At 68.2% G+C, this 20,879-nt stretch carries 19 protein-coding genes; 15 read left to right on the top strand and 4 right to left on the bottom strand.

The window, feature by feature from the left end; all coding sequences use genetic code 11:
* Positions 1 to 169: 169 nt before the first annotated feature.
* From ACIPSA_RS16740 to ACIPSA_RS16725, 4 genes are all read left to right on the top strand, one after another.
* On the top strand, positions 170 to 436 hold the full coding sequence (locus tag ACIPSA_RS16740) for a hypothetical protein (protein WP_180685965.1): 267 nt from the start codon (positions 170 to 172) through the stop codon (positions 434 to 436).
* Entirely contained in the window at positions 433 to 879 is a 447-nt protein-coding gene (locus ACIPSA_RS16735) for a hypothetical protein (RefSeq protein ID WP_402634797.1), read from the top strand. The genes ACIPSA_RS16740 and ACIPSA_RS16735 overlap by 4 nt, the downstream gene beginning before the upstream one ends.
* Before the next feature lie 698 nt (positions 880 to 1,577).
* On the top strand, positions 1,578 to 3,944 hold the full coding sequence (locus tag ACIPSA_RS16730; RefSeq protein WP_402634795.1) for an N-6 DNA methylase: 2,367 nt from the start codon (positions 1,578 to 1,580) through the stop codon (positions 3,942 to 3,944).
* A gap of 658 nt (positions 3,945 to 4,602) precedes the next feature.
* Positions 4,603 to 5,205, top strand: coding sequence for a hypothetical protein (locus tag ACIPSA_RS16725; RefSeq protein ID WP_402634793.1), 603 nt, complete (start codon positions 4,603 to 4,605; stop codon positions 5,203 to 5,205).
* Here ACIPSA_RS16725 and ACIPSA_RS16720 read toward each other — a convergent pair whose 3' ends face one another.
* The gene (locus tag ACIPSA_RS16720) at positions 5,206 to 5,649 is read right to left on the bottom strand and encodes a tyrosine-type recombinase/integrase (RefSeq protein WP_402634790.1); all 444 of its coding nucleotides are present in this window, start codon (positions 5,647 to 5,649) and stop codon (positions 5,206 to 5,208) included. It lies immediately after the preceding gene.
* Positions 5,650 to 6,046: 397 nt separating this feature from the next.
* Between ACIPSA_RS16720 and ACIPSA_RS16715 the strand changes: the two genes are divergently transcribed.
* Complete coding sequence (locus ACIPSA_RS16715; RefSeq protein ID WP_402634788.1) at positions 6,047 to 6,823, top strand: calcium-binding protein; 777 nt, start codon at positions 6,047 to 6,049, stop codon at positions 6,821 to 6,823.
* Between the two features lie 295 nt (positions 6,824 to 7,118).
* On the opposite strand, the gene ACIPSA_RS16710 is transcribed toward ACIPSA_RS16715, so the two are convergent.
* Positions 7,119 to 8,018: a tyrosine-type recombinase/integrase gene (locus tag ACIPSA_RS16710; protein WP_402634785.1), complete on the bottom strand. Its 900-nt coding sequence runs from the start codon at positions 8,016 to 8,018 to the stop codon at positions 7,119 to 7,121.
* Positions 8,019 to 8,087: 69 nt separating this feature from the next.
* Between ACIPSA_RS16710 and ACIPSA_RS16705 the strand changes: the two genes are divergently transcribed.
* Both ACIPSA_RS16705 and ACIPSA_RS16700 read left to right on the top strand, forming a co-directional pair.
* Positions 8,088 to 9,443 carry a cytochrome P450 gene (locus ACIPSA_RS16705; RefSeq protein WP_402634783.1) on the top strand — a complete coding sequence of 452 codons (1,356 nt, stop codon included), beginning with the start codon at positions 8,088 to 8,090 and terminating at the stop codon, positions 9,441 to 9,443.
* Positions 9,444 to 9,506: 63 nt separating this feature from the next.
* Complete coding sequence (locus ACIPSA_RS16700; protein WP_402634781.1) at positions 9,507 to 9,818, top strand: hypothetical protein; 312 nt, start codon at positions 9,507 to 9,509, stop codon at positions 9,816 to 9,818.
* A 906-nt stretch (positions 9,819 to 10,724) separates the two neighbouring features.
* Here ACIPSA_RS16700 and ACIPSA_RS16695 read toward each other — a convergent pair.
* Positions 10,725 to 11,567 carry a DUF5707 domain-containing protein gene (locus ACIPSA_RS16695; RefSeq protein WP_402634779.1) on the bottom strand — a complete coding sequence of 281 codons (843 nt, stop codon included), beginning with the start codon at positions 11,565 to 11,567 and terminating at the stop codon, positions 10,725 to 10,727.
* 498 nt (positions 11,568 to 12,065) lie between these two features.
* On the opposite strand from ACIPSA_RS16695, the gene ACIPSA_RS16690 reads away from it, so the two are divergent.
* Complete coding sequence (locus ACIPSA_RS16690) at positions 12,066 to 12,326, top strand: hypothetical protein (protein WP_402634777.1); 261 nt, start codon at positions 12,066 to 12,068, stop codon at positions 12,324 to 12,326.
* A gap of 245 nt (positions 12,327 to 12,571) precedes the next feature.
* Here the strand turns inward: ACIPSA_RS16690 and ACIPSA_RS16685 are convergent, their stop codons facing one another.
* The gene (locus tag ACIPSA_RS16685) at positions 12,572 to 12,982 is read right to left on the bottom strand and encodes a hypothetical protein (protein ID WP_402634776.1); all 411 of its coding nucleotides are present in this window, start codon (positions 12,980 to 12,982) and stop codon (positions 12,572 to 12,574) included.
* A 552-nt stretch (positions 12,983 to 13,534) separates the two neighbouring features.
* On the opposite strand from ACIPSA_RS16685, the gene ACIPSA_RS16680 reads away from it, so the two are divergent.
* The 7 genes from ACIPSA_RS16680 to ACIPSA_RS16650 all read left to right on the top strand — a co-directional run bounded on the left by ACIPSA_RS16680 (position 13,535) and on the right by ACIPSA_RS16650 (position 20,698).
* Positions 13,535 to 14,626: a lytic murein transglycosylase gene (locus ACIPSA_RS16680; RefSeq protein WP_402634773.1), complete on the top strand. Its 1,092-nt coding sequence runs from the start codon at positions 13,535 to 13,537 to the stop codon at positions 14,624 to 14,626.
* A 53-nt stretch (positions 14,627 to 14,679) separates the two neighbouring features.
* Positions 14,680 to 15,783, top strand: a complete 1,104-nt coding sequence (locus tag ACIPSA_RS16675; protein WP_402634770.1) for a sigma-70 family RNA polymerase sigma factor — start codon at positions 14,680 to 14,682, stop codon at positions 15,781 to 15,783.
* Between the two features lie 109 nt (positions 15,784 to 15,892).
* A complete protein-coding gene (locus ACIPSA_RS16670) occupies positions 15,893 to 16,822 on the top strand; it encodes an ABC transporter ATP-binding protein (RefSeq protein WP_402634767.1) in 930 nt (309 codons plus the stop codon).
* Complete coding sequence (locus tag ACIPSA_RS16665) at positions 16,819 to 17,589, top strand: ABC transporter permease (protein ID WP_362680938.1); 771 nt, start codon at positions 16,819 to 16,821, stop codon at positions 17,587 to 17,589. The genes ACIPSA_RS16670 and ACIPSA_RS16665 overlap by 4 nt, the downstream gene beginning before the upstream one ends.
* A gap of 3 nt (positions 17,590 to 17,592) precedes the next feature.
* The gene (locus ACIPSA_RS16660) at positions 17,593 to 18,408 is read left to right on the top strand and encodes an MlaE family ABC transporter permease (RefSeq protein ID WP_402634764.1); all 816 of its coding nucleotides are present in this window, start codon (positions 17,593 to 17,595) and stop codon (positions 18,406 to 18,408) included.
* Between the two features lie 5 nt (positions 18,409 to 18,413).
* Entirely contained in the window at positions 18,414 to 19,661 is a 1,248-nt protein-coding gene (locus ACIPSA_RS16655; RefSeq protein WP_402634761.1) for an MCE family protein, read from the top strand.
* Entirely contained in the window at positions 19,658 to 20,698 is a 1,041-nt protein-coding gene (locus tag ACIPSA_RS16650) for an MCE family protein (protein WP_402634759.1), read from the top strand. Before ACIPSA_RS16655 ends, ACIPSA_RS16650 begins: the two co-directional genes overlap by 4 nt.
* Positions 20,699 to 20,879 lie beyond the last annotated feature (181 nt).

Below are 20,879 nucleotides of genomic sequence, written 5' to 3'. Positions count from 1 at the left end.
CCGATGACCTGGGGTTTCTCCCCCAGGGAGGCACTTTATTCGGCCTCGGACTCCCCGTCCGGGGCCGTTTTGCGTGAGCGGGCGGAGAGTTGATCTCCCGAATATCTCCCAAAGGATCTGCATCATCCGGCACGGGCTCCGAGCCGGTCCGGCATGGCATACTTGAAGTATGGCAACCCGGAAGATCACTATCACCGTGCCGGAAGAGCTAGTGGAATCGATCAAGGAGCGTGTCGACGCACGCGGGGTGTCCGGCTACATCGCGGCCGCTGCCGCCCATCAGGACGCCATGGACCGACTGCGCGAGCTGGCCGAACGCCTCGAAGAAGAGCACGGCGCCGTGACGGACGACGAGCAGCAGGCAGCGCTGGACCGCATCGCCGCCATTGACGGCTGGCATGACGAGCAGCGTTCACATTCGGACGAGGCTGCGTGAGCCGCACCGACCGAGCGAAGCTACAGCGGCCGCGACAGCGCCTCTTCGTGTTCGACTCCGAGGCCCTCTCCAAGGCGGTTCAGGGCGATCGGGAGATGTCTGCGCTGATCAAGACGGCTCCGCGGCTCGACATCCCGATCGTCACCTCGGCGCTCACGACCTTGGAAGCATGGGACCCTCGCGAAACGTCGAGGCAGGCACTGTGGAGCTGGACGTTGTCCTGGATCCGCGTCGTGCACACAGACGATCAGGTGATCGCCCTGGCACGCAACATGCTGAAGACAGCGGGCCTGCACGGGCACAAATACGCCATCGCCGCGGTTCTGGCGGCTGTGGCCGGGCGGGAAGCCGCGCAGGGAGCTGAGGCAACCGTCTTCACCTCCGACACCGACGACATGAATCAACTCCTCGCGGGACACTCCGTGCGAGTCGAGAAGGTCTGACGAAACACCACCCGCGCCTGACTCCGGCTACTCGTCGGCTCCCCGACCGCCTGCCGGCCGTACACCGACGGGCGCCCTCCGCTACGGGTGGTCATGCCGGCTGCCGGAGCGGCGTGCGAAGGTGTGGTACGTCTCGATCTGCAGGTTCGGCGGCGGCGTGCCCATGCCCGAGGTAGATAACGGGCGCCTTGTTGAAGGCGACGAGAAGGGCGCCGCCTCCGATTCCTGGAGCTGCGGCCAGGCAGTGAGCCCGGTGGACCGCCAACGTGTTCGTGCCGCTGCCCGCCGTACCGAGAACGACGCAGTGACCACGTTCGTTCGGAAAGACGCGTCCATGGTCATCTTGCATAGATGAGGCAGCGCCCTACCCAACAGGCTGGTACACGCCGCGCCCGTTGGGAGGTGGCCCGTCCGGCGACAAGGCCCTGACAGGCACCATGCGCTCGAGCGGGCAGCCTGATCCCAATACCCTATTCAATCGGTGTGCGGCTATCGAATCCCCTGAGAGAGCCACTAGAACAGTGTCACAGAGGGCTGGTTGACTCACGAGCACCCCTGATCCTAACGACTCCACAATCTGCGCACTCCTGGTGCGCAGTTGGTCGCGGAGTCGTGCGCTTTTAGGCTCACTCTCCAACAACCACTTCTCATGGCGCAGTTGAAGGGGGCCCGCGCTCGCAGGCGTAAGCCGACCGACCGTGACAGCCTGGGAAAGGCAGGAGACCGACTTCCCCTCGGCGCGGCGCTCCAACGGACAGGACTACTTTCGACGGTCGGAGATCATGGAGTGGCTGGACCGGAGGCCGGTGCCGCCCGAGCGACTCGTCGCAGGAGAGCCCGTCGGCACCAGCTACGGGAACCGTGCCCGGAAGGGGGAACAAGCCGGTAAGCCTCCAGCCCACGCGGCGAAGCGCCGTCTCGGCGCCGGGTCGTCGTACCGCATGCCGACCGGCGCTGTCGATGAACCCCGCCCGGAGAACCGACAGATCGCAAACGATCTGATGGGCAGCCTCATCGACCGGGTACGGGGGGCGGCCAGTGTGCTCGACTATCTGAACCTGCTGGCTTGCCTCCACTATCTCCGCGGCGCCGCCGCGGACCGTTTCGACACATTGGCCGCCCGCGCCCGCACTCTCAACAGTCTCGACGAGGCGACCCAGTTGCTCCGGGACGTCGGCCGCGCGGCCGATGAGGACATGCGTGACCTCGGCGTCCATTCGAGCATGCAGGAGGCGTTGGGGCGCCTGGAGCCGCGGACCGCTCGTGACCTTCGCAATGTCGTGGATGCGATGAGCCGCCTCACCGAGGACGTGTTCGGGCTCATCCTCGACGAGTACGAGCAGCGAGCCGCGCTGGGGAGCGGCGAGTTCTTCACTCCTCGCCCTGTGGTCCGGCTGATGACACGGCTGGCCTGCTCGGAGTTCGGCCCGGGCGAACCGGAGTCCGTCTACGACCCGTACGCCCGCGACGGAGGATTCCTCATCGAGGCCACGGCCGCCTGCGCCTTGGACGAGGACGGTCTGCCTCGTGAGAAGACGCTGCGGACGTACGGCGAGACACGGCGCGCCGATACATGGCGACTGGCGACCATGAATCTCCTTCTTCATGGCGTCTCCCCTGCTCTCGACCTGAAGCGCTCACCGCCCTGGCACGACGGCCCGGGGCGGGCTCCGCTGGAGTCGTTCGACATCGTGCTCACCAACCCACCGTTCAACATGAGCGACCCCGGCCGCGGGGAGCGCGGCGAGGGGCAGTGGGCGTACGGGGCTCCGCCGCTCGACAACGACAACCTTGCCTGGGTCCAGCACTGTCTGGCGAAGCTGCGCGAGGGGGGCCGAGCCGGGATCATCATGCCCAACAAGGCAGGCAACTCCGGTCACAAAGCCGAGCAGAGCATTCGGCGGAATCTGGTGGAGCGCGGAGTCGTCGACTGTGTCGTCGCCCTGCCGGCCCAGTTGTTCACCGGCACTGCCGTACCGGTCTCTGTGTGGATACTGCGCCACCCCGACAACCCCTGCGACAGCACACTGTTCCTCGACGCACGGCACATGGGAGCGAAGAACGGATCGCGTCGGGTCCTCAGCGCCCTGGACGCCGAATCTCTTCTCGACGCCTACCGCGCTCACAGGAACGCGGCAGGGGCCGCTCCTCCCCTCGGGACGACGACCACGGAGCACCACGTGCCTACCGCCCTGGTATCCCGGGAGGAACTGCGACGCAGCGACTACTCGCTCAACCCTCTTGACCATGTCGAACGCCGGAGCGACGGAGGAGAAGGCATCGAGCACGAGCTCGTGTCCGCCCGGGAGCGGCTGAGTGACGCCGAAGAGCACCTACGGGATGTACGGGACGCCGCCGCTCAGCTGCCGTTCGTCGGGGACCAGGGACCGCTGCGCCGGAGGAACCAGCCGGCCTCCCTGGCCAGCCTCGACTCGCTGTGCGAGATCCAGGCCGGACCGTCCTATTCCAAGCTGGGCAAGAAGCAGCGCAGCACCTGCGGCCCCGTTCCCGTCGTGTTCCCGCGGCATCTCAAGGACCGGTGCATCAGTGACGAGGCGGACGAGCGAGTGACAGAGGAGACGGCCCGTCGGCTGAGGAACTTCGAGCTGTGGCACAAGGACATCGTGTGTGTCCGCTCCGGTGCGATCGTTCCGCCGGCGCTGGTGCAGCAGCATCAAGCCGGCTGGCTGATGAGCCCCAATGTCATCCGGCTCCGCGTGTCGGAGCCGCAGGAGAAACGGGTACTGCCGGAGTACCTGCTCCACTATCTGCGCCTGGACGAGTCCGTCGCCTGGATGCGGGACCGGGCCGCCGCCACCGCTGCCCCGTCACTCCGATCCGAATCCCTCGGGTCGCTGCGCATTCCACTGCCGGAACTGGCCGAGCAGCAGAAGATCGTGGCCGCGCTGAACGGCCTTGACGAGCTGGACCGCGCACATCTGGCCGTCGCTGCCTCCGTGCGGCACACCCGCATCGCCTTGGCCGGTGCGCTGCTGGGCCCGTCTACCGAACCCTCCCCTGGCATCATCGCTCGCCGCCGATTCGAGAAGGAAGCGTCACTGTGAACGCCCAGCACCGATCGTCCGCTCCGACAACCCCTACCACGTCGGCCTCGGAGCCCGCGAACAGTTCCTGGATTCCCTGGCTGCTGGTCATGGCGCTGTGCTCTGCCCTTGTCGCGGTATGCGTCGGGTTTCTCAAGGTCCTCGACGGCACCCCGGTTTCCGGAGCCCTGCTCTCGGCAGGTGCGGCGTTCGGAGGAACCGCGCTGCTCTGCTTCGCCGTGGTACCGGTAGTCCAACAGCTGCGTCAACGCAGCTAGCCGGCTCCTTGTGGATCTTGCTGGGCTCGCGAGCGTCAGTGCCCGCTCCACCGTGGGCGAAAGCACCCGGGCGCGTGAGCGATGCGTGAGCGAACAGTCCGGCACGAGGTGTCAACGAGCGGGACTGAGCACGAGGCCGCGTGGCGCTGACCAGGTGCAACAGCTCCACCCGGCAGTCTCCGGCACTACCCGGCAAGGATTCGATCCCACTCCTAAAGCGGGTGTCGCAGGTTCGAATCCTGCCGGGGGCACACGATGAAGGGCCAGTTCAGAGGCTTGATCCTCTCGAACTGGCCCTTCGCTGTGATCACGGCCGTGCCACGCCCGTGCCACAAGCCCGACTAGGTTCTGTCCGGCAGATCATGTGACTGCAAGGCGTGCTCACGTCACGGATTCCGGCCTTGCGTGAGACGGAGGAGTTCTGCGTGTTCGTGGTGAGGGCGTTCGGCCGAAGCGCGGCGGTCGACGACGACCGCCGCGAGTTCACTCTCCTGGGCAAGCGCCAGAGCAGCGGGCTGGTGCTCGCCCGCCCGGTTGCCACGGGCGTCCGGTCCCGCGCGGTCTTGGAACTGCAGCAGAACCGCGGCCGCGCGCGGTTCACGGCTCTGGTGGGTGGCGAGTTCGCGCCGGGAGAGGGCGACCGGCTGGCCTGGCGAGTCAGGTTCTGGGAGACGGTCCGGCCTACGCTCCAGCAAGGGCTGTTGCGCGGTGCGCTGCTGCCGGGCCTGCCCGAAAGGCTGGTGGATCATGGCGTGTTGGACGGCCTGCACGCAGAGCTCAACAGAGGGGCCCTACCGGCCGGCCGACTGGTGATTGACCGAGCGGGCTACGAGAAGGAGTCCTCCCCGGTGCTGTTCGCGACGGCCGTCGAGCTCCTGCTCCACATCCTGCTGGCGGGCGCCTTCGGATCACCCACCGAGCTGGCCATCAGGTCCTGGGTGGCCACCGGCCAAATTCCATTGACGCTACCCAGAATTGATCATGATCCGCCGGGCAGGCCCTAGTTAGGCGTCCGTCCCTCCCCGTGTCTTGCGGATCATCGAGCCGAGCCGATCCGCGATGGCCCGATCCCGGTCGCTGGTCATGTGCTGATAGATCAGCGCGGCTCGCGAGCTGCTGTGGCCCATGCGGGTCATCAGCTCCCGTGTGCTGGCTCCGGCCGTGGAGGCGAGGGTGTCGCCCGTGTGCCGCAGGTCGTGAAAGTGCAGCTCGGCCGTGACGCCCGCAGCCTTCCGTGCCTTGACCCAGTCGTCCCGGAAGTTGCTACGGCGTAACTGGCCTCCCTGCGGTCCGACGAAGACGTGACCATCACGACCAGGTGCGGCGAACGCCTCCAGGTGGCTCGTGATCTCGTCGAGCAGCTCGGCGGGGAACGAGGCCGCGCGCGCCGGCCGCGGACTTCGGCGCCTTGTCGAGAAGCCACCCGTCCTGCAACTCGGCCCGTGCACGGCGGACGGTGACGGTCCGCCCCTCCATATCGACGTCCTTGCGCCGCAGGGCCGCCAGCTCGCCGAAGCGGAGGGTGGTGAAAGCTGCCAGGAGGACGAGCAGCTGGGGAGAGTGGCGGGCTGAGGCAGAGGGTCAGCGGCGCCGCGGCTCCGGTCAGCCAGGTCGATCAACGTGAGGCCGAACACCCGGACAACGGCGCCGGACGCCTTCACCACCAAGCCGAGGTACGGCGTGTTGGCCAAAGAGTCGCTAGCCAGATGCCGGCGCTACGTCAGCATGTCTCGGCACTGACTACCCTCGCTTTGCCCTGTGTTGACGACTGCTGACCTAAACTCAGCGGGCCAATCGGTGATCACCACTAGGTGCACCGATCCCCAGCTCGTTCCAGGGAACTTCATGCGCGTATCCACCCTGATCAGCGCCGTCGGCGCACTGGCCCTGACCGCGCTGATCGCGCCCACCGCCCATGCGACCGTGGGTGGCAGCAGCGACATCAGGATCTTGAGCGCGACGGTCAACGGTGGCAAGGACATAGTGATCGGTACGACCACCAAGACAATAACGGCCACGGTGACGTCGACCGCTCCGTCCAACATCAAGAACGTGTCGCTGGTGCTCTTCCACGGAACCCATCTGAACACCGATGACTTCGACGGTGTTCTGAATCCGACCTCGAACCAGGCCGACTGCCGGACGGTCAACGGCACGACCTCCACGTGCAAGCTCACCATCAGCGGAAATCCGACCTTGCTGAAGAATGCCACAGCGGGGACTTGGAAGGCCTACATCTCAGTCGTCGCCAAGGACGGCAGCTGGGCAGACGCTGACCCGTACTCCAGTGTCCGCATCCAGCGCAAATCCCTTCTGACGGTAAACGCATCGCCGGAGCCAGTCGGCAAGGGCAAGACAATCACCATTGCCGGCAAGTTGAGCCGCGCGAGCTGGTGGGACGACCTCGAGTACCACGGCTATGCCAACCAGCCAGTCAAGCTCCAGTTCCGCAAAGCGGGCACAGCCACCTACACCACGGTGAAGACGACGTATACCGACTCCTCCGGCAACCTGAAAACCACAGTGAGGGCCTCCGTGGACGGCTACTGGCGCTACTGGTTCGCCGGTACGACGACCACTCCGGAGGTCAAGGCTGCTGGCGACTACGTTGACGTCCGCTGAGTGACGCGCGGCGCCTCAGGCCGCGCGGTCGTCGGCATTGTTTCGGGACGAAGCAGTCCCGTGCCACAGCCGTGGCAGATCCAGCGGGGAGCCACGAGGAACGGCGGGGCCAGCAGGCATCTGATACCCCTCTCCGCCCACGTAGCTGTTTCGCAGGTCAGAGCCGCACTCACCTCACCTCGCTCCTAAAGCGGGTGTCGCAGGTTCGAATCCTGCCGGGGGCACCAGGCAAAAGGCCCCGGACCGATCTTGGTCCGGGGCCTTTGACATCCAGTTTTGACATCAACGGGGGCGGTCAGTCCCGGCCAGGGCGCCTCTTCCTGTTCCTCAGCAGCCGGTCCATGTGGCTCATGGCTTCGCGCTGGGTGTCCTGCACGACGTGCGTGTACACGTCCATGGTGATGCTGATCTGGGAGTGTCCGAGGATCTCCATCACGACGCGGGGCGCGACCCCTGCCGCCGTGAGGAGAGTGGCGGTGCCGTGGCGGGCGTCGTGCAGCCGGATGACTCGGAGGCCGGCGGACTCAGCGACGCGGGTGAAGGAGCGGTAGAGGTTACGCGGCTCGACGGGGCGACCGGTGCGGGTGGCGAAGACGCAGTCCGACGCCTGCCACCTCTCCCCAGCCTTGGTCCGGGCGGCTGCTTGCCGCATGCGGTGCCAGCGCAACGGCGCGATACAGAGAGCGGGCAGCGGGACGGCTCGGCGACGGCGGCTCTTGGGATCGTCGTCGTACAGGACGCCACGGCGGCGCTGGACCTGGTGACGGACGTAGAGGACGCGGTTGTCGAGGTCGACGTCAGACCACCGGAGCCCGACGATCTCTCCCCGGCGCAGACCCATCGCGATGGCAAGCACGAAGGCCGCGTACAACGGGTCCTTACGGGCGGCGGCGAGGAAGTCGAGCGTCTCGTCCAGGGTCCAGGGGCGCAGTTCGGGGGTGTCCGTGCGGGGCGGCTCGACGAGCTTGGCGACGTTGCGCGTGATCAGTTCCTCCCGGCAGGCTGAGGACAGTGCGGAGCGCAGAACTCGGTGCGACTCCTTGGCGGTTGCGGCGGTGGCCTCCTTCTCCAGGCGGACGAGGAAGCGTCGGACGTCGGCGACGCCGAGGGATTCGAGCCGCTTGGCGCCGAGGAGGGGCACCAGGTAGAGCCGGACGTGTGCCTCCTTGTCCCACGTGGCGCAGGACACGTTCATGACAGGATTGCGCTGGGAAGGTTCAGGGAAGTCTTGGAGGCGCCCATGACTGCCGTGAAGGGGTGACCCGTGACGTCCACTGCGCCTCCCCCCATACCCCGAGCCGCAGGATCGTTTCCGCTCATCGGCCACGCACTGAAGATGCGCGACAACCTCGGCTTCATCGACTCGCTGCGCGAGACACGGGAACCACTCGTCGAGATCGTCCTGCAACCCGGGACGCGCACGATCGTGGTCCAGGACCCGGCCCTGATCCACCAGATGCTCAAGGGCCTGGGACCCAGCCTCGACAAGGGCCGGCTCTACGACAAGCTGGGCCAGCTGCTGGGCGACAGCGTCGTCACCGCCACCGGCCGCGACCACGTACGCAAACGCCGCCAGCTTCAACCCGCGTTCGCCCACACCGAGATCAGCCGGTACGTCGACCTCATGCGCGCCGAGGTGACGGCCACCGTCGCCGCCTGGGAGCGCGGGCGGCCCCTCGACGTACACGAGGCGATGGTCGGGCTCAGTCTCGACATGCTGGCCAAGACGGTGTTCGCCGGTAGCCTCGATGACGCCGTCTTCCGCCGGCTGCGCAGCGACGTGTCGGTGGTGATGAGCGGCGTCGGTTTGCGCATGATGCTGCCCGACTGGGCCGAGCACCTGCCGCTGCCCTTCAACCGCCGCTTCAACCGGGCCCGGGCCGGGGTGCGCGCCACCATCGGCACCGCCGTCGACGAACTGCAGGCCTCCGGGCACGACACCGGGGACATGCTCTCCATGCTGCTGCGCACCATCGACGAGGAGACCGGCGAGCCGCTGACCGGGCATCAGATCTGCTCCGAGATCTTCCTCCTGGCCGTGGCGGGCACCGAGACGACCGCGTCCTTGCTGTCCTGGACCCTGTACGAGCTCGCCCGCAACCCCAGCATCGAGGCCCGGGTCCTGGCCGAGCTGGACGAGGTCCTCGGCGAACGGCCGGTCGCCTTCGACGACATGATCCGGCTGCCGTACCTGGACCGGGTGATCACCGAGACCCTGCGGCTGCACCACCCCGGCTGGCTGATCACCCGCCGCACCACCAAGGAGACCCGGCTCGGCGAGTGGACGCTGCCCGCCGGCACCGAGCTGGCCTACTGCCAGCACGCCCTGCACCGCGACCCCGAGCGCTTCCCCGACCCGCTCACCTTCGACCCGGACCGGTGGACCGACGCCGCTCAGGAGCCTCCGCCGGGCGCGTTCGTGCCCTTCGGGGACGGCAAGCACAAGTGCATGGGGGACCGTTTCTCCCTCACCGAGATGGTCACGGCGCTCGCGACGATGCTGCGTTCGGTACGGTTGGAACTCGCCGAGGGCCAGGTCATCCGCCAGGTCGCCCGGCTCACAGTACGGCCGCGCAACCTGCGGATGACCGTCCGCCCCCGAGCCGGGGTCGGCCTCTAGCGCGTGTCTCTTGCGGCACCACCGTCAGGGACGGTGCCGGCGTTGCCATCCCCCTCGCGCGCGATGCCCATCAGCCTTGGCGCGGCGAAGGAAGAGGATGCCGGCCACTGGTGCGCGTCCAAGACGGCCTGGGCGCTGGTGAGCAGGGAGCGCGCGTTCTTGCGCAAGGCCGCCGAGCTGTACTTGCTGCTCCACGTCTACCAGAAGACGCTCCCGTGGTCTCGTGAGCCGCACCCCGGGTGGCTTGAGGGCACCGAATGGGGCAAGGAGCACAGCGGCCGGCCAGAGACGCCCGGCTGGACGCTCGAGCAGGCCCGCAGGTACGACGAGCTGTTCGAGGAGCTGCGGAGGGCGACGGAAGGCGTACAGGCGTAGGGATGGTGGGAGCGTCTCTACTGGTTCAAGGCGGCTCGCTCCGCTCCCCGCGCGCGGTCCGGCCCCCGGCCGGGCCTGCGCTCCTGCCTCCGCCCCGCTCCAGCCCGGCCGGCGCCCGTGCCGCACGCACAGCAATCAGCCGCTTGACGTCAGAGAAGGGATACGTCGTGGCTGGGGCGGTCAGCTCCACGGCTTTACGGAGCCACTTTGGTTCGGGCCCTTCGGTGTGCAAGTCGGACGCGCTCGGACGGTGTGGACCGCAACCTCCTCCGGGGAGCACCAGAAGATCCGGCAGGGCCCGTGACGGCCCAGTTCTCGTACAGCAACGGCATGGTCCCTAGTCCTTGTGTCGGTAGACGACCATGTACGGCACATTGCCCACATCGTGGGCGAAGACACCGACCCCATCGAAGTCGGCGATCGGTACCTCCTCGACTCCGGTCAGGGCCTTAGGGGTACCTGTAGCCAACGGGAGCTGGACGGGTGCCGTGGCCCCGGTCAGGCTGCTGTCCTTCGTGAGTGAGGTGCCGTAGGCGATGCCGTCGTCGGTGACGGAGACGAAGCTGAGGGGCTTGCTGTTGTCAGTCTCCTCGAAGCAGAATCCCTTCTTCGACTGGAGGTCGAAGGCGAGGTGCTCCGAGACGAGGTACCGACCGTTCGGGGAGAGCGGCCAGGACCCAGTCCTGCGTGGCTGGCCGGCCGAGCAGCGCCTGAGCTACGTGCTTGCGATCGCCTACAAGCGTGCTTTAGCGGGCAGGTCCACAGACGGGTCCACAGACTCCCCGACGCGCCGGGAGCTTACGGGGCCGTGATCACTCGCGCCGAAGCAGCTCCCGGCCAAAGTCGCTACGCCGCCCGCGCTGTGAGGGGGCACTGGGCCCGGCCGATCGACCGAGCCCGACACGCCTAACGGACGTCCACGAAGTCACCCGTCGCCTTGACGGCACTAGTTGTCATGGTCCCTCTGAACTCATAACGCCAGTAGCGGTCGGCGGTTGCGGTGACCTTCGCGGTGGCGACCCCGGTGGAGTTCGTGGTGACGTAGCCCAGAGACTCGTAGTAGTTGACGCCCGGCTGACGGAACTCGAGGTAGGCGCGCTGGTTCGTGTAGCCGCGGTAGTCGTGGGTGTCCCAGTTGGCCCGGGAGAGCTTGCCCGTGACGGTGATGGTGCCGCCCTTGGCGACAGGCTCGGGAGAAGCGTTGGCGGTCAGCTTCCCGTAGCGCTTCATGAAGAAGGTGGTGAGGCCGTCCGCATCCATGGACTCCCCGTCGTTGGCCTGGGCTGCGACGCTGAGCTTCCAGATGCCGGCCAGCGAGTTTTTCAGATCACGCCGGGGTTCGATCGTGTAGTGCTTGGTGCAGACGGAAGTGGTTCCGTCGGCTGAGCACACCGCCGCCGCTTCGCTGGGCTTCAGCACCGCGTCGGCCTTGCTGAGGCTGCTTCCATGGAAGAGCGTGAAATCCGCGGACTTGATACCCGAGTCGTCACTGACTGTCAGCTTGACGGTGATCGTCCTTGAGTCGGTGATGCCCAGGACCACATCGTTGCCCGAGCCGCCTCCGCCAGTGATCCGGAAGTCACTGACATGAAGGTCGCCCTGAGTCGCCTGGGCACCTGGCGCGAGGAGCGCGGCTATGGCCAGAGAGCCAAGCAGAGCAGAGCCGAACGTCCATCTTCGCATTGCGTTCCCGAAGGTCAGGCCCGCCCCGTTCAGCAGGCCGCCGATAAATGCAGGCAGTGTACGCATCGGTGATCAGGGACTGAAGACAGGCCTCAGGCGTAGGTCATGCGTATTGATCAGCCGCGTGCCCGATGCCCTTCCGCCGGGCCGTCTGTGAGCCGTCCCGGAGCAGCCAACGGCGACAGACGATGCCAGACGACGAAGGCTCTCCCTCTGCTCAGAGGCAGTGCGATGGGCACCGGCGCAGCCAATAAGCCATGAAGCAGAGTTGAGGAACCACTGAGATGTCCCGCCTGCGGTACAGCACAGAAGTACAGCAAATGTGGTGACCGCAGGTGACCACCCTCAGCCGATAGGGACCCCGTGACCAGGTCAGGAGACCTCAGCGACCTTCCCGCCCGTAGTTCGCATCGATCGCTGCGAGGGTGACCACGCCGTGGAATGCCACAACCTCGCCGGCGCCTGCCAAGCTGCCCAGGCTGCAGCAGGAGCCGCGCGTCAAGCCTGGCGTGGAGCCGCACTAATTGACGGACGGCACTGGGCCGATCACGCTACGGTCCAGCAATGCCGAACGATGCGCCCGACCCCTTCAAGGAAGTCATGACGCGAGAGTCCCTCGCCGCCGTGATCCGCAGCCTTTGTGCCGACTTTCACCGACGGGGCGAGGAGTGGGAGAACCGCACTCTGGAGGACTACCTCGGTGCGCTCGCCGCGTGGATCACGGACTCGCCCGGCTCGTACCGGTACCTCGGCGAAGAGATGCCGCCGGACGGCGACTGGACGTTCTTTGCGCGGGCTCTCAGCGCGGCCGTCGTCTACGAGTAGCCGAAGGGCTGTGCCCCTGCCATGCCCGATGGACGGCGAGGCGGCTCGGGCTGTCGGATCAGACCGCACTTAAGCGCTACGACCCTGTCGCTTGACGTCTTGGCTCGGTCATCGAGGCTCCGCCGACCGCCGACCGCGCGAGCATCCCCCTGGCAGTGACAGGCGGCGGCACTCCTCAAGGCCGCGGGATGCGCACGCGCGACAGTCCGGCCGGGTGGCGGACACCACCCGGCCGGACTGGAAATTCAGTTGTTGTTGTTATTGTTGTTGTTGTTGTTCGCGGCCCCACCGCCGTTGTTGTTGTTATTGTTGTTGTTGTTGTTGTTCGCAGCCCCACCGCCGTTGTTGTTGTTGTTATTGTTGTTGTTGTTGTTCGCAGCCCCACCGCCGTTGTTGTTGTTGTTATTGTTGTTGTTGTTGTTGTTCGCAGCCCCACCGCCATTGTTGTTGTTATTGTTGTTGTTGATGATCACGATGCGCGTACCACCGTTCCCATGACCCTTGTTATGGCCGTGGTTGCCGTGGGCATGCGCCATCGCATGAACACCGGTGGGTGCCGAGGCGGCGAAGGCGGCGGAAGGCAGAAGCGCGCCTCCAGCAGCCAGAGCGGTCGATGCAGTCAGCAGCGCCATACGCTTCGCGAAGATGCCAGCCATGATGATTCATCTCCAATGAGAAAGACTTGAGCGGAATACCGAAAGACTTGTGAACCGCGAGCCTTTCGACAGTGAGGACGGTTCCTGGAAATTCACCGCCAGATCCATTCCCAACGGCGAGTCATTCATTTCCGCCTGACCTCATGACTCAATTAAGCCCTGCCGCTCTTGTTTCATCACGTTCCGGCATCTCGTGGCTTGACAAACAGCGCCAATCCCTCTAAGAGCGCAAGAGCATATGTGTTCCTATGCGCTCGCTCGCGATCGGCGGCAGGGCAGGCTGCCGTGATGCGCTGAGCCTCACGGCAGCCCGAAGGAACTTCCGTGCTCTGGGGGCCAGCGACGAGCGACGTACCAAGTTCGTACGCGCTTGCGGCGCGAGCTGCTGTGGCCCATGCGGGTCATCAGCTCCCGCGTGCTGGCTCCAGCTGGGCGACCTTGGTCTGGATCTCCCGAAGAGGCGCCCGCCCGATCCCCCCGGTTCCGCGCGACGGACCTGCCCTCCGGCCGCGTAGAGCAGACGACGGATTCACCCACGGAGGGGACTGCACAGTGATAGCGCGTGCACGCAAGGGGGCACTGAGGGGTGCCAGGGGTACGGCGATCGCGGCGGCGGCGATGGCCGTGCTGACCGCGTCGCAGGCGCCGAGGGCGGTATCGGCCGAGGCCGCGGAGCCCGCGCGGAAGGCGGCACCCGCCGAGCACGGCCTCGGCGTGTCCGGCGACACCCCGTACCGCACCGATCTTCCCCCGCTGCGAACGCGGAAGAAGGGCTCGGCACAGGGAGTGCCGGTCGGCGGCGCCCTGCCCGCGAGCGTGTTCGCCGCGTACCGGCGTGCCGAGGAGGAGCTGGCGCGCAGCGCGCCACGCTGCCGGCTGCGCTGGCAGCTGCTGGCCGCGATCGGCCAGGTGGAGTCCGGGCAGGCACGGAGCGGCCGGGTGACCCGGGACGGTACGACCGTGACGCCCATCCTCGGCCCGCGGCTGACCGGCGGCGCCTTCGCCGTCGTGGAGGACACCGACGGCGGCGCGTACGACGGGGACACGGTGTACGACCGCGCGGTCGGCCCGATGCAGTTCATCCCGTCCACCTGGGCCCGCTGGGGAGCGGACGGCAACGGCGACGGACGTACGGACCCGAACAACGTCTACGACGCGGCGCTCGCCGCCGGCCGCTACCTGTGCGCGGGCGGCCGGGACCTGTCGAACCCCGCCGACCTGGACCGGGCGATCCTGGGCTACAACCACTCGGACGCCTATCTGCGCACCGTCAAGGCGTGGTACGCGTACTACCTGACCGGACACCGTGTGGTGCCGGACGCGTCCGACGGATCCCGTTCGGACCGGCCGGAGCCGTCCCGCCCGAAGAGGCCGAAGCCCTCGTCGCCGAAGCCGTCGGACGAGCGGAAGCCGGGCCCTGGTCCTTCGCGCACGTCGTCGACGCCGCCCACCTCACCCTCCCCCAGCCCGTCCCCCAGGGCCGGCGTCCCGAAGGAGTCCGGGACGCCGCTGGTTCCCGTCCCCGAACCGACCCTCACGCTGCCCAGCGGCGGTGTGCTGCCCGACGCGGGTCCGCTGACCACCGGCAACGGCTGGAACACGATGGGCGTCTCCCCCTCCACAACTGCCACTACCCGGCGGTAATGTCGCCACCCGCCGGAAGCACAGGACCGGCGGGTGAGTGCGAAGGGGCCCTCATGGCGACGGACATGCCTGCGGACACAGCGGCCTCCGAGGAGCGTTGGCAGCGCATGTGGAGCCATCGCGAGCAGCTGCTCAAGGTGGCCCGGCGGCGGTCCATGAGCCAGGAGGACGCCGAGGACGCCGTTCACGAGGCGATGCTGCGGGCCGCGGAGCGCCCGGACCTCGACGACGAGCGGCTCGGCGCCTGGCTGACGACGGTGACGATGCGGCTGTGCGTCGACCGGCACCGGCAGGTCAACCGCGAGGCCGAGGTGGGCAGCCGCCCCACACTCGTCGCGCCGGGCCCGGTACCCGTCGAGGAGGCGGTGTGCGACCGGGCCGAGGCGAAGTGGCTCGCCGTGCGCAGCGGTGAGCTGCCCGCCCGGCAGGCGGAGGCGCTTCGGCTGAGGTCCGAGGACCTGGACGTGAGCCAGGTCGCGGTGCGGATGGGGCTCAGCTACCGGACCGTCGAGTCGCTGCTCGCCCGGGCCCGGCGGACGCTGCGCGCCTCGCTGGCCGGGACGTTCGGGCTGGTGCTGTTCCTGGTCGGGCGCGGGCGGCTGCGCGGGGGCGGCAATGCCCAGGCGGTCGTGGCCACCTCGACGGCGGTGACGCTGGCGGTGGCGGGGTTCGTGCTGCCGTACGCGCTCGACGCGGGCGGAAACGGGAACGGTCCGACGCCGCAGCCGGCCGTTTCCAGCGACGCGCAGGTCCTGGGCAGCGGGGCCACGGGCCGGGGGCGCGCCCCCAGAACGCCCGCCCCCTCGCCCCCGGCGCCCGGGACCTGGGGCCGGACACCCTCACCCACCGGGGAAACGTCTCTGCCGGTGCACGTGCCGTCCCTACCGGTACACGTGCCGTCCCTGCCGGCGCACGTGCCCTCCCTGCCGGACGTGTCCGCGCCCCCGCTCCCGGAGCTGTCGGTGCCGCAGATCCCGCAGGTGCCAGAGCTGCCGAAGGTGCCGGGCCTGCCGACGACGTCGGCCGCCTCGTCGGTCCCGTCGCTCCCGCCGGCCTCAGCCGTACCGGCCGCTCCGCTCTCCGTCCCCGTCCCCGTCCCCGTCCCCGTCCCCGCCCCGAGGACGACTTCGCGCACGCCGTCGCCGAAGCTGCCGTAGCGCCCCGTACACGCGTCCGTAAAAAATTCTTCGTCCGCCGCGACGGACGCCCCTCCCCTCCCCGTAGAGCAGATGTCGGAGCTGCTCCACAGGCGAAGGGTGGAACCGGATGGGTGTCGAGATCTGTGTGGAAGGGCTCACCAAGTCCTTCGGCCACCAGGTCATCTGGCAGGACGTCTCGCTGACGCTGCCCGCCGGGGAGGTCTCGGTGATGCTCGGCCCCTCGGGGACGGGCAAGTCGGTGTTCCTCAAGACGCTCGTGGGGCTGCTGAAGCCGGAGCGGGGCTCGGTGAAGGTCGCGGGCCGGGACATCACCCGCCTGCGCGAGCACGACCTGTACGAGGTGCGGAAGCTGTTCGGCGTACTGTTCCAGGACGGCGCGCTGTTCGGCTCGATGAACCTCTACGACAACATCGCCTTCCCGCTGCGCGAGCACACCCGCAAGTCCGAGAGCGAGATCAAGCGGATCGTCCTCGAAAAGATGGACATGGTCGGGCTGATCGGCGCCGAGGGGAAACTGCCCGGCGAGATCTCCGGCGGTATGCGCAAGCGGGCCGGGCTCGCCCGTGCCCTGGTCCTCGACCCGGAGATCATCCTCTTCGACGAGCCGGACTCGGGCCTGGACCCGGTCCGCGTGGCCTACCTCAATCAGCTCATCGTCGACCTCAACGCACAGATCGACGCGACCTTCCTGATCGTCACCCACGACATCGCCTCGGCCCGCCAGGTCCCGGACAACATCGGGCTGCTGTTCCGGCGCGAGCTGGTGATGTTCGGGCCCCGCGAGGAGCTGCTGGCCAGTGACGAGCCCGTCGTACGGCAGTTCCTGAACGGCCGGATGCAGGGGCCGATCGGCATGGCGGAGGAGAAGGACGCGGCCCAGGTCGAGCAGGAGCTGGCCCAGATCGACGAGGGCGGCGCGGCCGATGCGCTGACTCCCCGCCTGCTCCCCGGCCCCGGCATCACCCGCCCGCCCCGCTGGGAGGCGATCGCCAGACGCGAGGCACAGCTGCACGGGACGGGGGTGACGGACGCATGAGGCTCTCCCCGACGGGTGCGCTCCGGCACTCGGGCAACCTCTTCGCGATGGCACTGGACGTCGTCCGGTCCCTGCCCCGACGGCCCTTCCAGGCGCGGGAGTTCATCCAGCAGGCGTGGTTCGTCGCGAGCGTCACGATCCTGCCCACCGCCCTCGTGTCCATCCCCTTCGGGGCGGTCATCGCGCTGCAGATCGGCAGCCTGACCAGGCAGTTGGGCGCGCAGTCCTTCTCCGGTGCCGCGTCCGTGCTCGCCGTGCTGCGGGAGGCCTCGCCGATCGTCACCGCGCTGCTGATCGCGGGCGCGGGCGGCACGGCGATCTGCGCGGACCTCGGGGCGCGCAAGATCCGGGACGAGATCGACGCGATGCAGGTGCTCGGCATCGACCCGATCCACCGGCTCGTCGTACCGCGGGTGCTGGCGTCGATGGTCGTGGCCGTGCTGCTCAACGGCCTGGTCTCGGTGGTCGGTGTCGCGGGCGGCTACTTCTTCAACGTCGTCCTCCAACACGGCACGCCGGGCGCCTACCTGGCGTCCTTCACCACCCTCGCCCAGCTGTCCGACCTGTGGGCGGCCGAGCTGAAGGCGCTGGTGTTCGGGGCGATCGCCGCGATCGTCGCCTCCTACAAGGGGCTGACCGCGCAGGGCGGGCCGAAGGGCGTGGGCGACGCGGTCAACCAGTCGGTGGTGATCACCTTCATGTTGCTGTTCGTGACCAACTTCGTGATGACCGCGGTGTACTTCCAGGTCGTCCCGCAGAGGGGTTAGCCAATGCGACTTCTCAGCCGTCCACTGGACTCTCTCGAAGAGCTCGGATCCCAGCTCTCCTTCTACGGGCGCTCACTGGCCTGGACGGGCCGCACGGTGCGCCGCTACAAGAAGGAGATCCTGCGGCTGCTCGCCGAGGTGAGCTTCGGCCGAGGCGCCCTCGCCGTCGTCGGCGGCACGGTCGGCGTGATCGCCTTCCTCTCCTTCTTCACCGGAACCGAGGTCGGCCTCCAGGGCTACGCGGCCCTCAACCAGCTCGGCACCTCCAACTTCGTCGCGTTCCTGTCGGCGTACTTCAACACCCGGGAGATCGCCCCGCTGGTGGCCGGACTCGCCCTGTCCGCGACGGTCGGCGCCGGGTTCACCGCGCAGCTCGGTGCGATGCGGATCAGCGAGGAGACCGACGCGCTGGAGGTGATGGGCGTCCCGTCGCTGCCGTTCCTGGTGACGACGCGAATGATCGCCGGCTTCGTCGCGGTGATCCCGCTGTACGTGATCGGGCTCCTGTCCTCGTACCTCGCCGCCCGCACTATCACCACCGGTTACTACGGGCAGTCGACGGGCACGTACGACCACTACTTCCACCAGTACCTGCCACCGGTCGACGTCTTCTGGTCCTTCGGCAAGGTGATCGTCTTCGCCGTCCTGATCATCCTGGTGCACTGCTACTACGGCTACCACGCGAGCGGAGGCCCGGCGGGCGTCGGCGTCGCGGTCGGCCGTGCGGTGCGGACCTCGATCGTCGCCATCAACGTCCTGGACTTCTTCCTGAGCCTCGCGATCTGGGGCGCCACCACGACCGTACGGATCGCGGGGTGAGGCCGATGAGAGCACTGGGACTCAGGTTGTACGGCGTCGCGTTCGTCGCCGTGCTCGCGCTGCTGCTGTCGCTCGCCGTGGCCGTCTACGAGCAGGCGTTCACGCCGGTCGTGCGCATCACGCTGCAGGCCGACACGCTCGGCAACCAGCTCGAACCGCGCGCCGACGTCAAGCTGCGCGGGCTGCTGGTCGGCGAGGTCCGGGGGGTGCACGCGGACGGGACGAAGGCCACGCTCGACATCGCGCTCAAGCCGGAGTACGTCACGGACATCCCCTCGGACGTGCACGCGCGGCTGCTGCCCAAGACACTCTTCGGCGAGAAGTACGTCGATCTCGTGCCGCCCGCCAGGCCGTCCGCCCGGCCCATCCGCGCCGGGGACGTCATCACGCAGGACCGCACCACGGTCGGCATCGAGGTACAGCAGCTGATGAACGACCTGCTGCCGCTGCTGCGGACGGTCCAGCCAGGCGAACTCAACGCCACGCTCTCAGCGTTCGCCACGGCTCTGGAGGGCCGCGGCGACCGGATCGGCGACAACCTCGTCCGGGTCGAGGGCTATCTACGCCGCCTCAACCCGCACATGCCCTCCCTCAAGGAGGACATCACACGGCTCGCGGACGTCGCCGAGGTGTACGGCGACGCCGCGCCCGACCTGATGCGGATCCTGCGCAACACGGTCACCACCAGCCGGACGATCGTCGAGAAGAGGGACCAGTTGGCCTCGGCTCTGCGCGCGACCGCCTCCGTGGCGGACACGGCGAACGACTTCCTGTCCGAGAACGGCGACCGGCTGATCACCCTGGGCCGGGTCTCCCGCCCCACGCTGGAGCTGTTCGCCCGCTACTCCCCCGAGTACCCGTGCCTGTTCCAGGGCCTGGCCCGGCAGGAGAAGGCGTCGGAGGACGCGTTCCGGGGCGGCGAGATGCGGATCACCCTTGAGGTCGTCCGGCCGCAGGGAGGGTACCGGCCCGGTGAGGAGCCGGTGTACGGCGAGCGGTCCGGCCCGAACTGCCGCGGCCTGCCGCATCCGCAGGTGCCCGGGCCGAAGCCCCATCTCGACGACGGTACGTCGGCCGGAGGTTCCGGCGGCGCACTCCCCGGAGGTGTCGACGTGTCCGCCACCCGGGCCGAACAGCGGGCCGTCGGCTCGCTCGTGGCCCCCGTCATGGGCGTCCCCGCGGACCAGGTGCCGCCCGTGGCGACCCTGCTGTTCGGGCCGCTCGCGCGCGGAACGGCGGTGAGTGTCGCATGAGCAGGTCAGGAGCCCGGCAGACCGCGGCCCCGCTGGTCAAGTTCAGCCTCTTCGCGCTGGTCACGATCGCGGCGACGGCGCTGCTCGCCGCCACCATCGTCAACGTCTCCTTCACCCCCAAGGACACCTATCACGCGGTGTTCACCGACGTCACCGGCCTGGAGACCGGCGACGACATCCGGGTGGCCGGAGTGCGGGTAGGAGAGGTCGACGGCATCCGGATCAAGGACCGGACCCTGGCGGAGGTCACGTTCACCGTCAGCGCGGACCGGCCGCTGCTCGCCGGGACCCACGCGGTCGTCCGCTACCGCAACCTGGTCGGGCAGCGGTACATCGCGCTCACCGAGGGCACGGGCGACATCACCGCCCGGCTGCGGCCGGGCGGCACCATCCCGCTGTCCCGGACCCAGCCGGCGCTGGACCTCAACGCCCTGCTGAACGGCTTCAAGCCGCTGTTCGCCGCGCTCAGCCCGAGCGACGTCAACCAGCTCGCCACCGAGATCGTCCGGACCCTCCAGGGCGAGGGCGGCACGGTGAACAGCCTGCTCGCGCACACGGCCTCGCTCACCAGCACCCTCGCCGACCGCGACAAGCTGATCGGATCGGTGATCGACAACCTCAACACCGTCCTGGAGACGCTCGACAAGCGCGGCTCCCGCTTCTCCGGGCTGCTCACTCAGCTGCGCCGGGTGGTCTCGGGGCTGTCCGCCGACCGCAAGCCCATCGGGGAGTCGCTGGTGAGCATCGGCGACCTCACGGACGCCACGTCGGGGCTGCTGAAGGACGCGCGTCCACCGCTGAAGGACGACATCGCCGGGCTCGGCGATCTCACCGGAACGCTGAACAAGAACGAGAACACCGTGGAGGGCGTCCTGAAGCGGCTGCCGAACAAGCTCGAGAAGCTGACGGGGACCGCCTCGTACGGCTCGTGGTTCAACTTCTACCTCTGCGACTTCGACGGCCGGATCGTGCTGCCGAAGACCAAGCAGGTGATCACCCCGGAGCTGCACGTGGCGCGGGCGAGGTGTGGTGGATGAGCATGCGCATCAGGCGGCGCGCTGTCCGCCGCCCCGAGCCGCTGGTGAGGGTCCGGGTCCTGCCGCCGAAGCTGCCGAAACTTCCCAGGCTGCTGCCGAAGCGCAGACCCCGCCCCGAACCCCTCGTGAAGGTACACGTCCTGCCGCCCCGGCTGCCCAGACTCCCCAGGCTGCTGCCCAA

The organism is Streptomyces sp. NPDC086549 (assembly GCF_044746205.1).
Lineage (GTDB): Bacteria > Actinomycetota > Actinomycetes > Streptomycetales > Streptomycetaceae > Streptomyces.
Note: the sequence above shows the minus strand (reverse complement) of the source record. Positions and strands in the feature narration are given on the sequence as shown.

Coding starts and splice junctions, on each gene's coding strand:
- ACIPSA_RS16700 (WP_402634781.1), top strand. CDS start 9,507: ATGCCCATCAGCCTTGGCGCGGCGAAGGAAGAGGATGCCGGCCACTGG.
- ACIPSA_RS16650 (WP_402634759.1), top strand. CDS start 19,658: ATGAGCAGGTCAGGAGCCCGGCAGACCGCGGCCCCGCTGGTCAAGTTC.
- ACIPSA_RS16660 (WP_402634764.1), top strand. CDS start 17,593: ATGCGACTTCTCAGCCGTCCACTGGACTCTCTCGAAGAGCTCGGATCC.
- ACIPSA_RS16740 (WP_180685965.1), top strand. CDS start 170: ATGGCAACCCGGAAGATCACTATCACCGTGCCGGAAGAGCTAGTGGAA.
- ACIPSA_RS16675 (WP_402634770.1), top strand. CDS start 14,680: ATGGCGACGGACATGCCTGCGGACACAGCGGCCTCCGAGGAGCGTTGG.
- ACIPSA_RS16715 (WP_402634788.1), top strand. CDS start 6,047: ATGCGCGTATCCACCCTGATCAGCGCCGTCGGCGCACTGGCCCTGACC.
- ACIPSA_RS16695 (WP_402634779.1), bottom strand. CDS start 11,567: ATGCGTACACTGCCTGCATTTATCGGCGGCCTGCTGAACGGGGCGGGC.
- ACIPSA_RS16690 (WP_402634777.1), top strand. CDS start 12,066: ATGCCGAACGATGCGCCCGACCCCTTCAAGGAAGTCATGACGCGAGAG.
- ACIPSA_RS16665 (WP_362680938.1), top strand. CDS start 16,819: ATGAGGCTCTCCCCGACGGGTGCGCTCCGGCACTCGGGCAACCTCTTC.
- ACIPSA_RS16655 (WP_402634761.1), top strand. CDS start 18,414: ATGAGAGCACTGGGACTCAGGTTGTACGGCGTCGCGTTCGTCGCCGTG.
- ACIPSA_RS16670 (WP_402634767.1), top strand. CDS start 15,893: ATGGGTGTCGAGATCTGTGTGGAAGGGCTCACCAAGTCCTTCGGCCAC.
- ACIPSA_RS16710 (WP_402634785.1), bottom strand. CDS start 8,018: ATGAACGTGTCCTGCGCCACGTGGGACAAGGAGGCACACGTCCGGCTC.
- ACIPSA_RS16685 (WP_402634776.1), bottom strand. CDS start 12,982: ATGGCTGGCATCTTCGCGAAGCGTATGGCGCTGCTGACTGCATCGACC.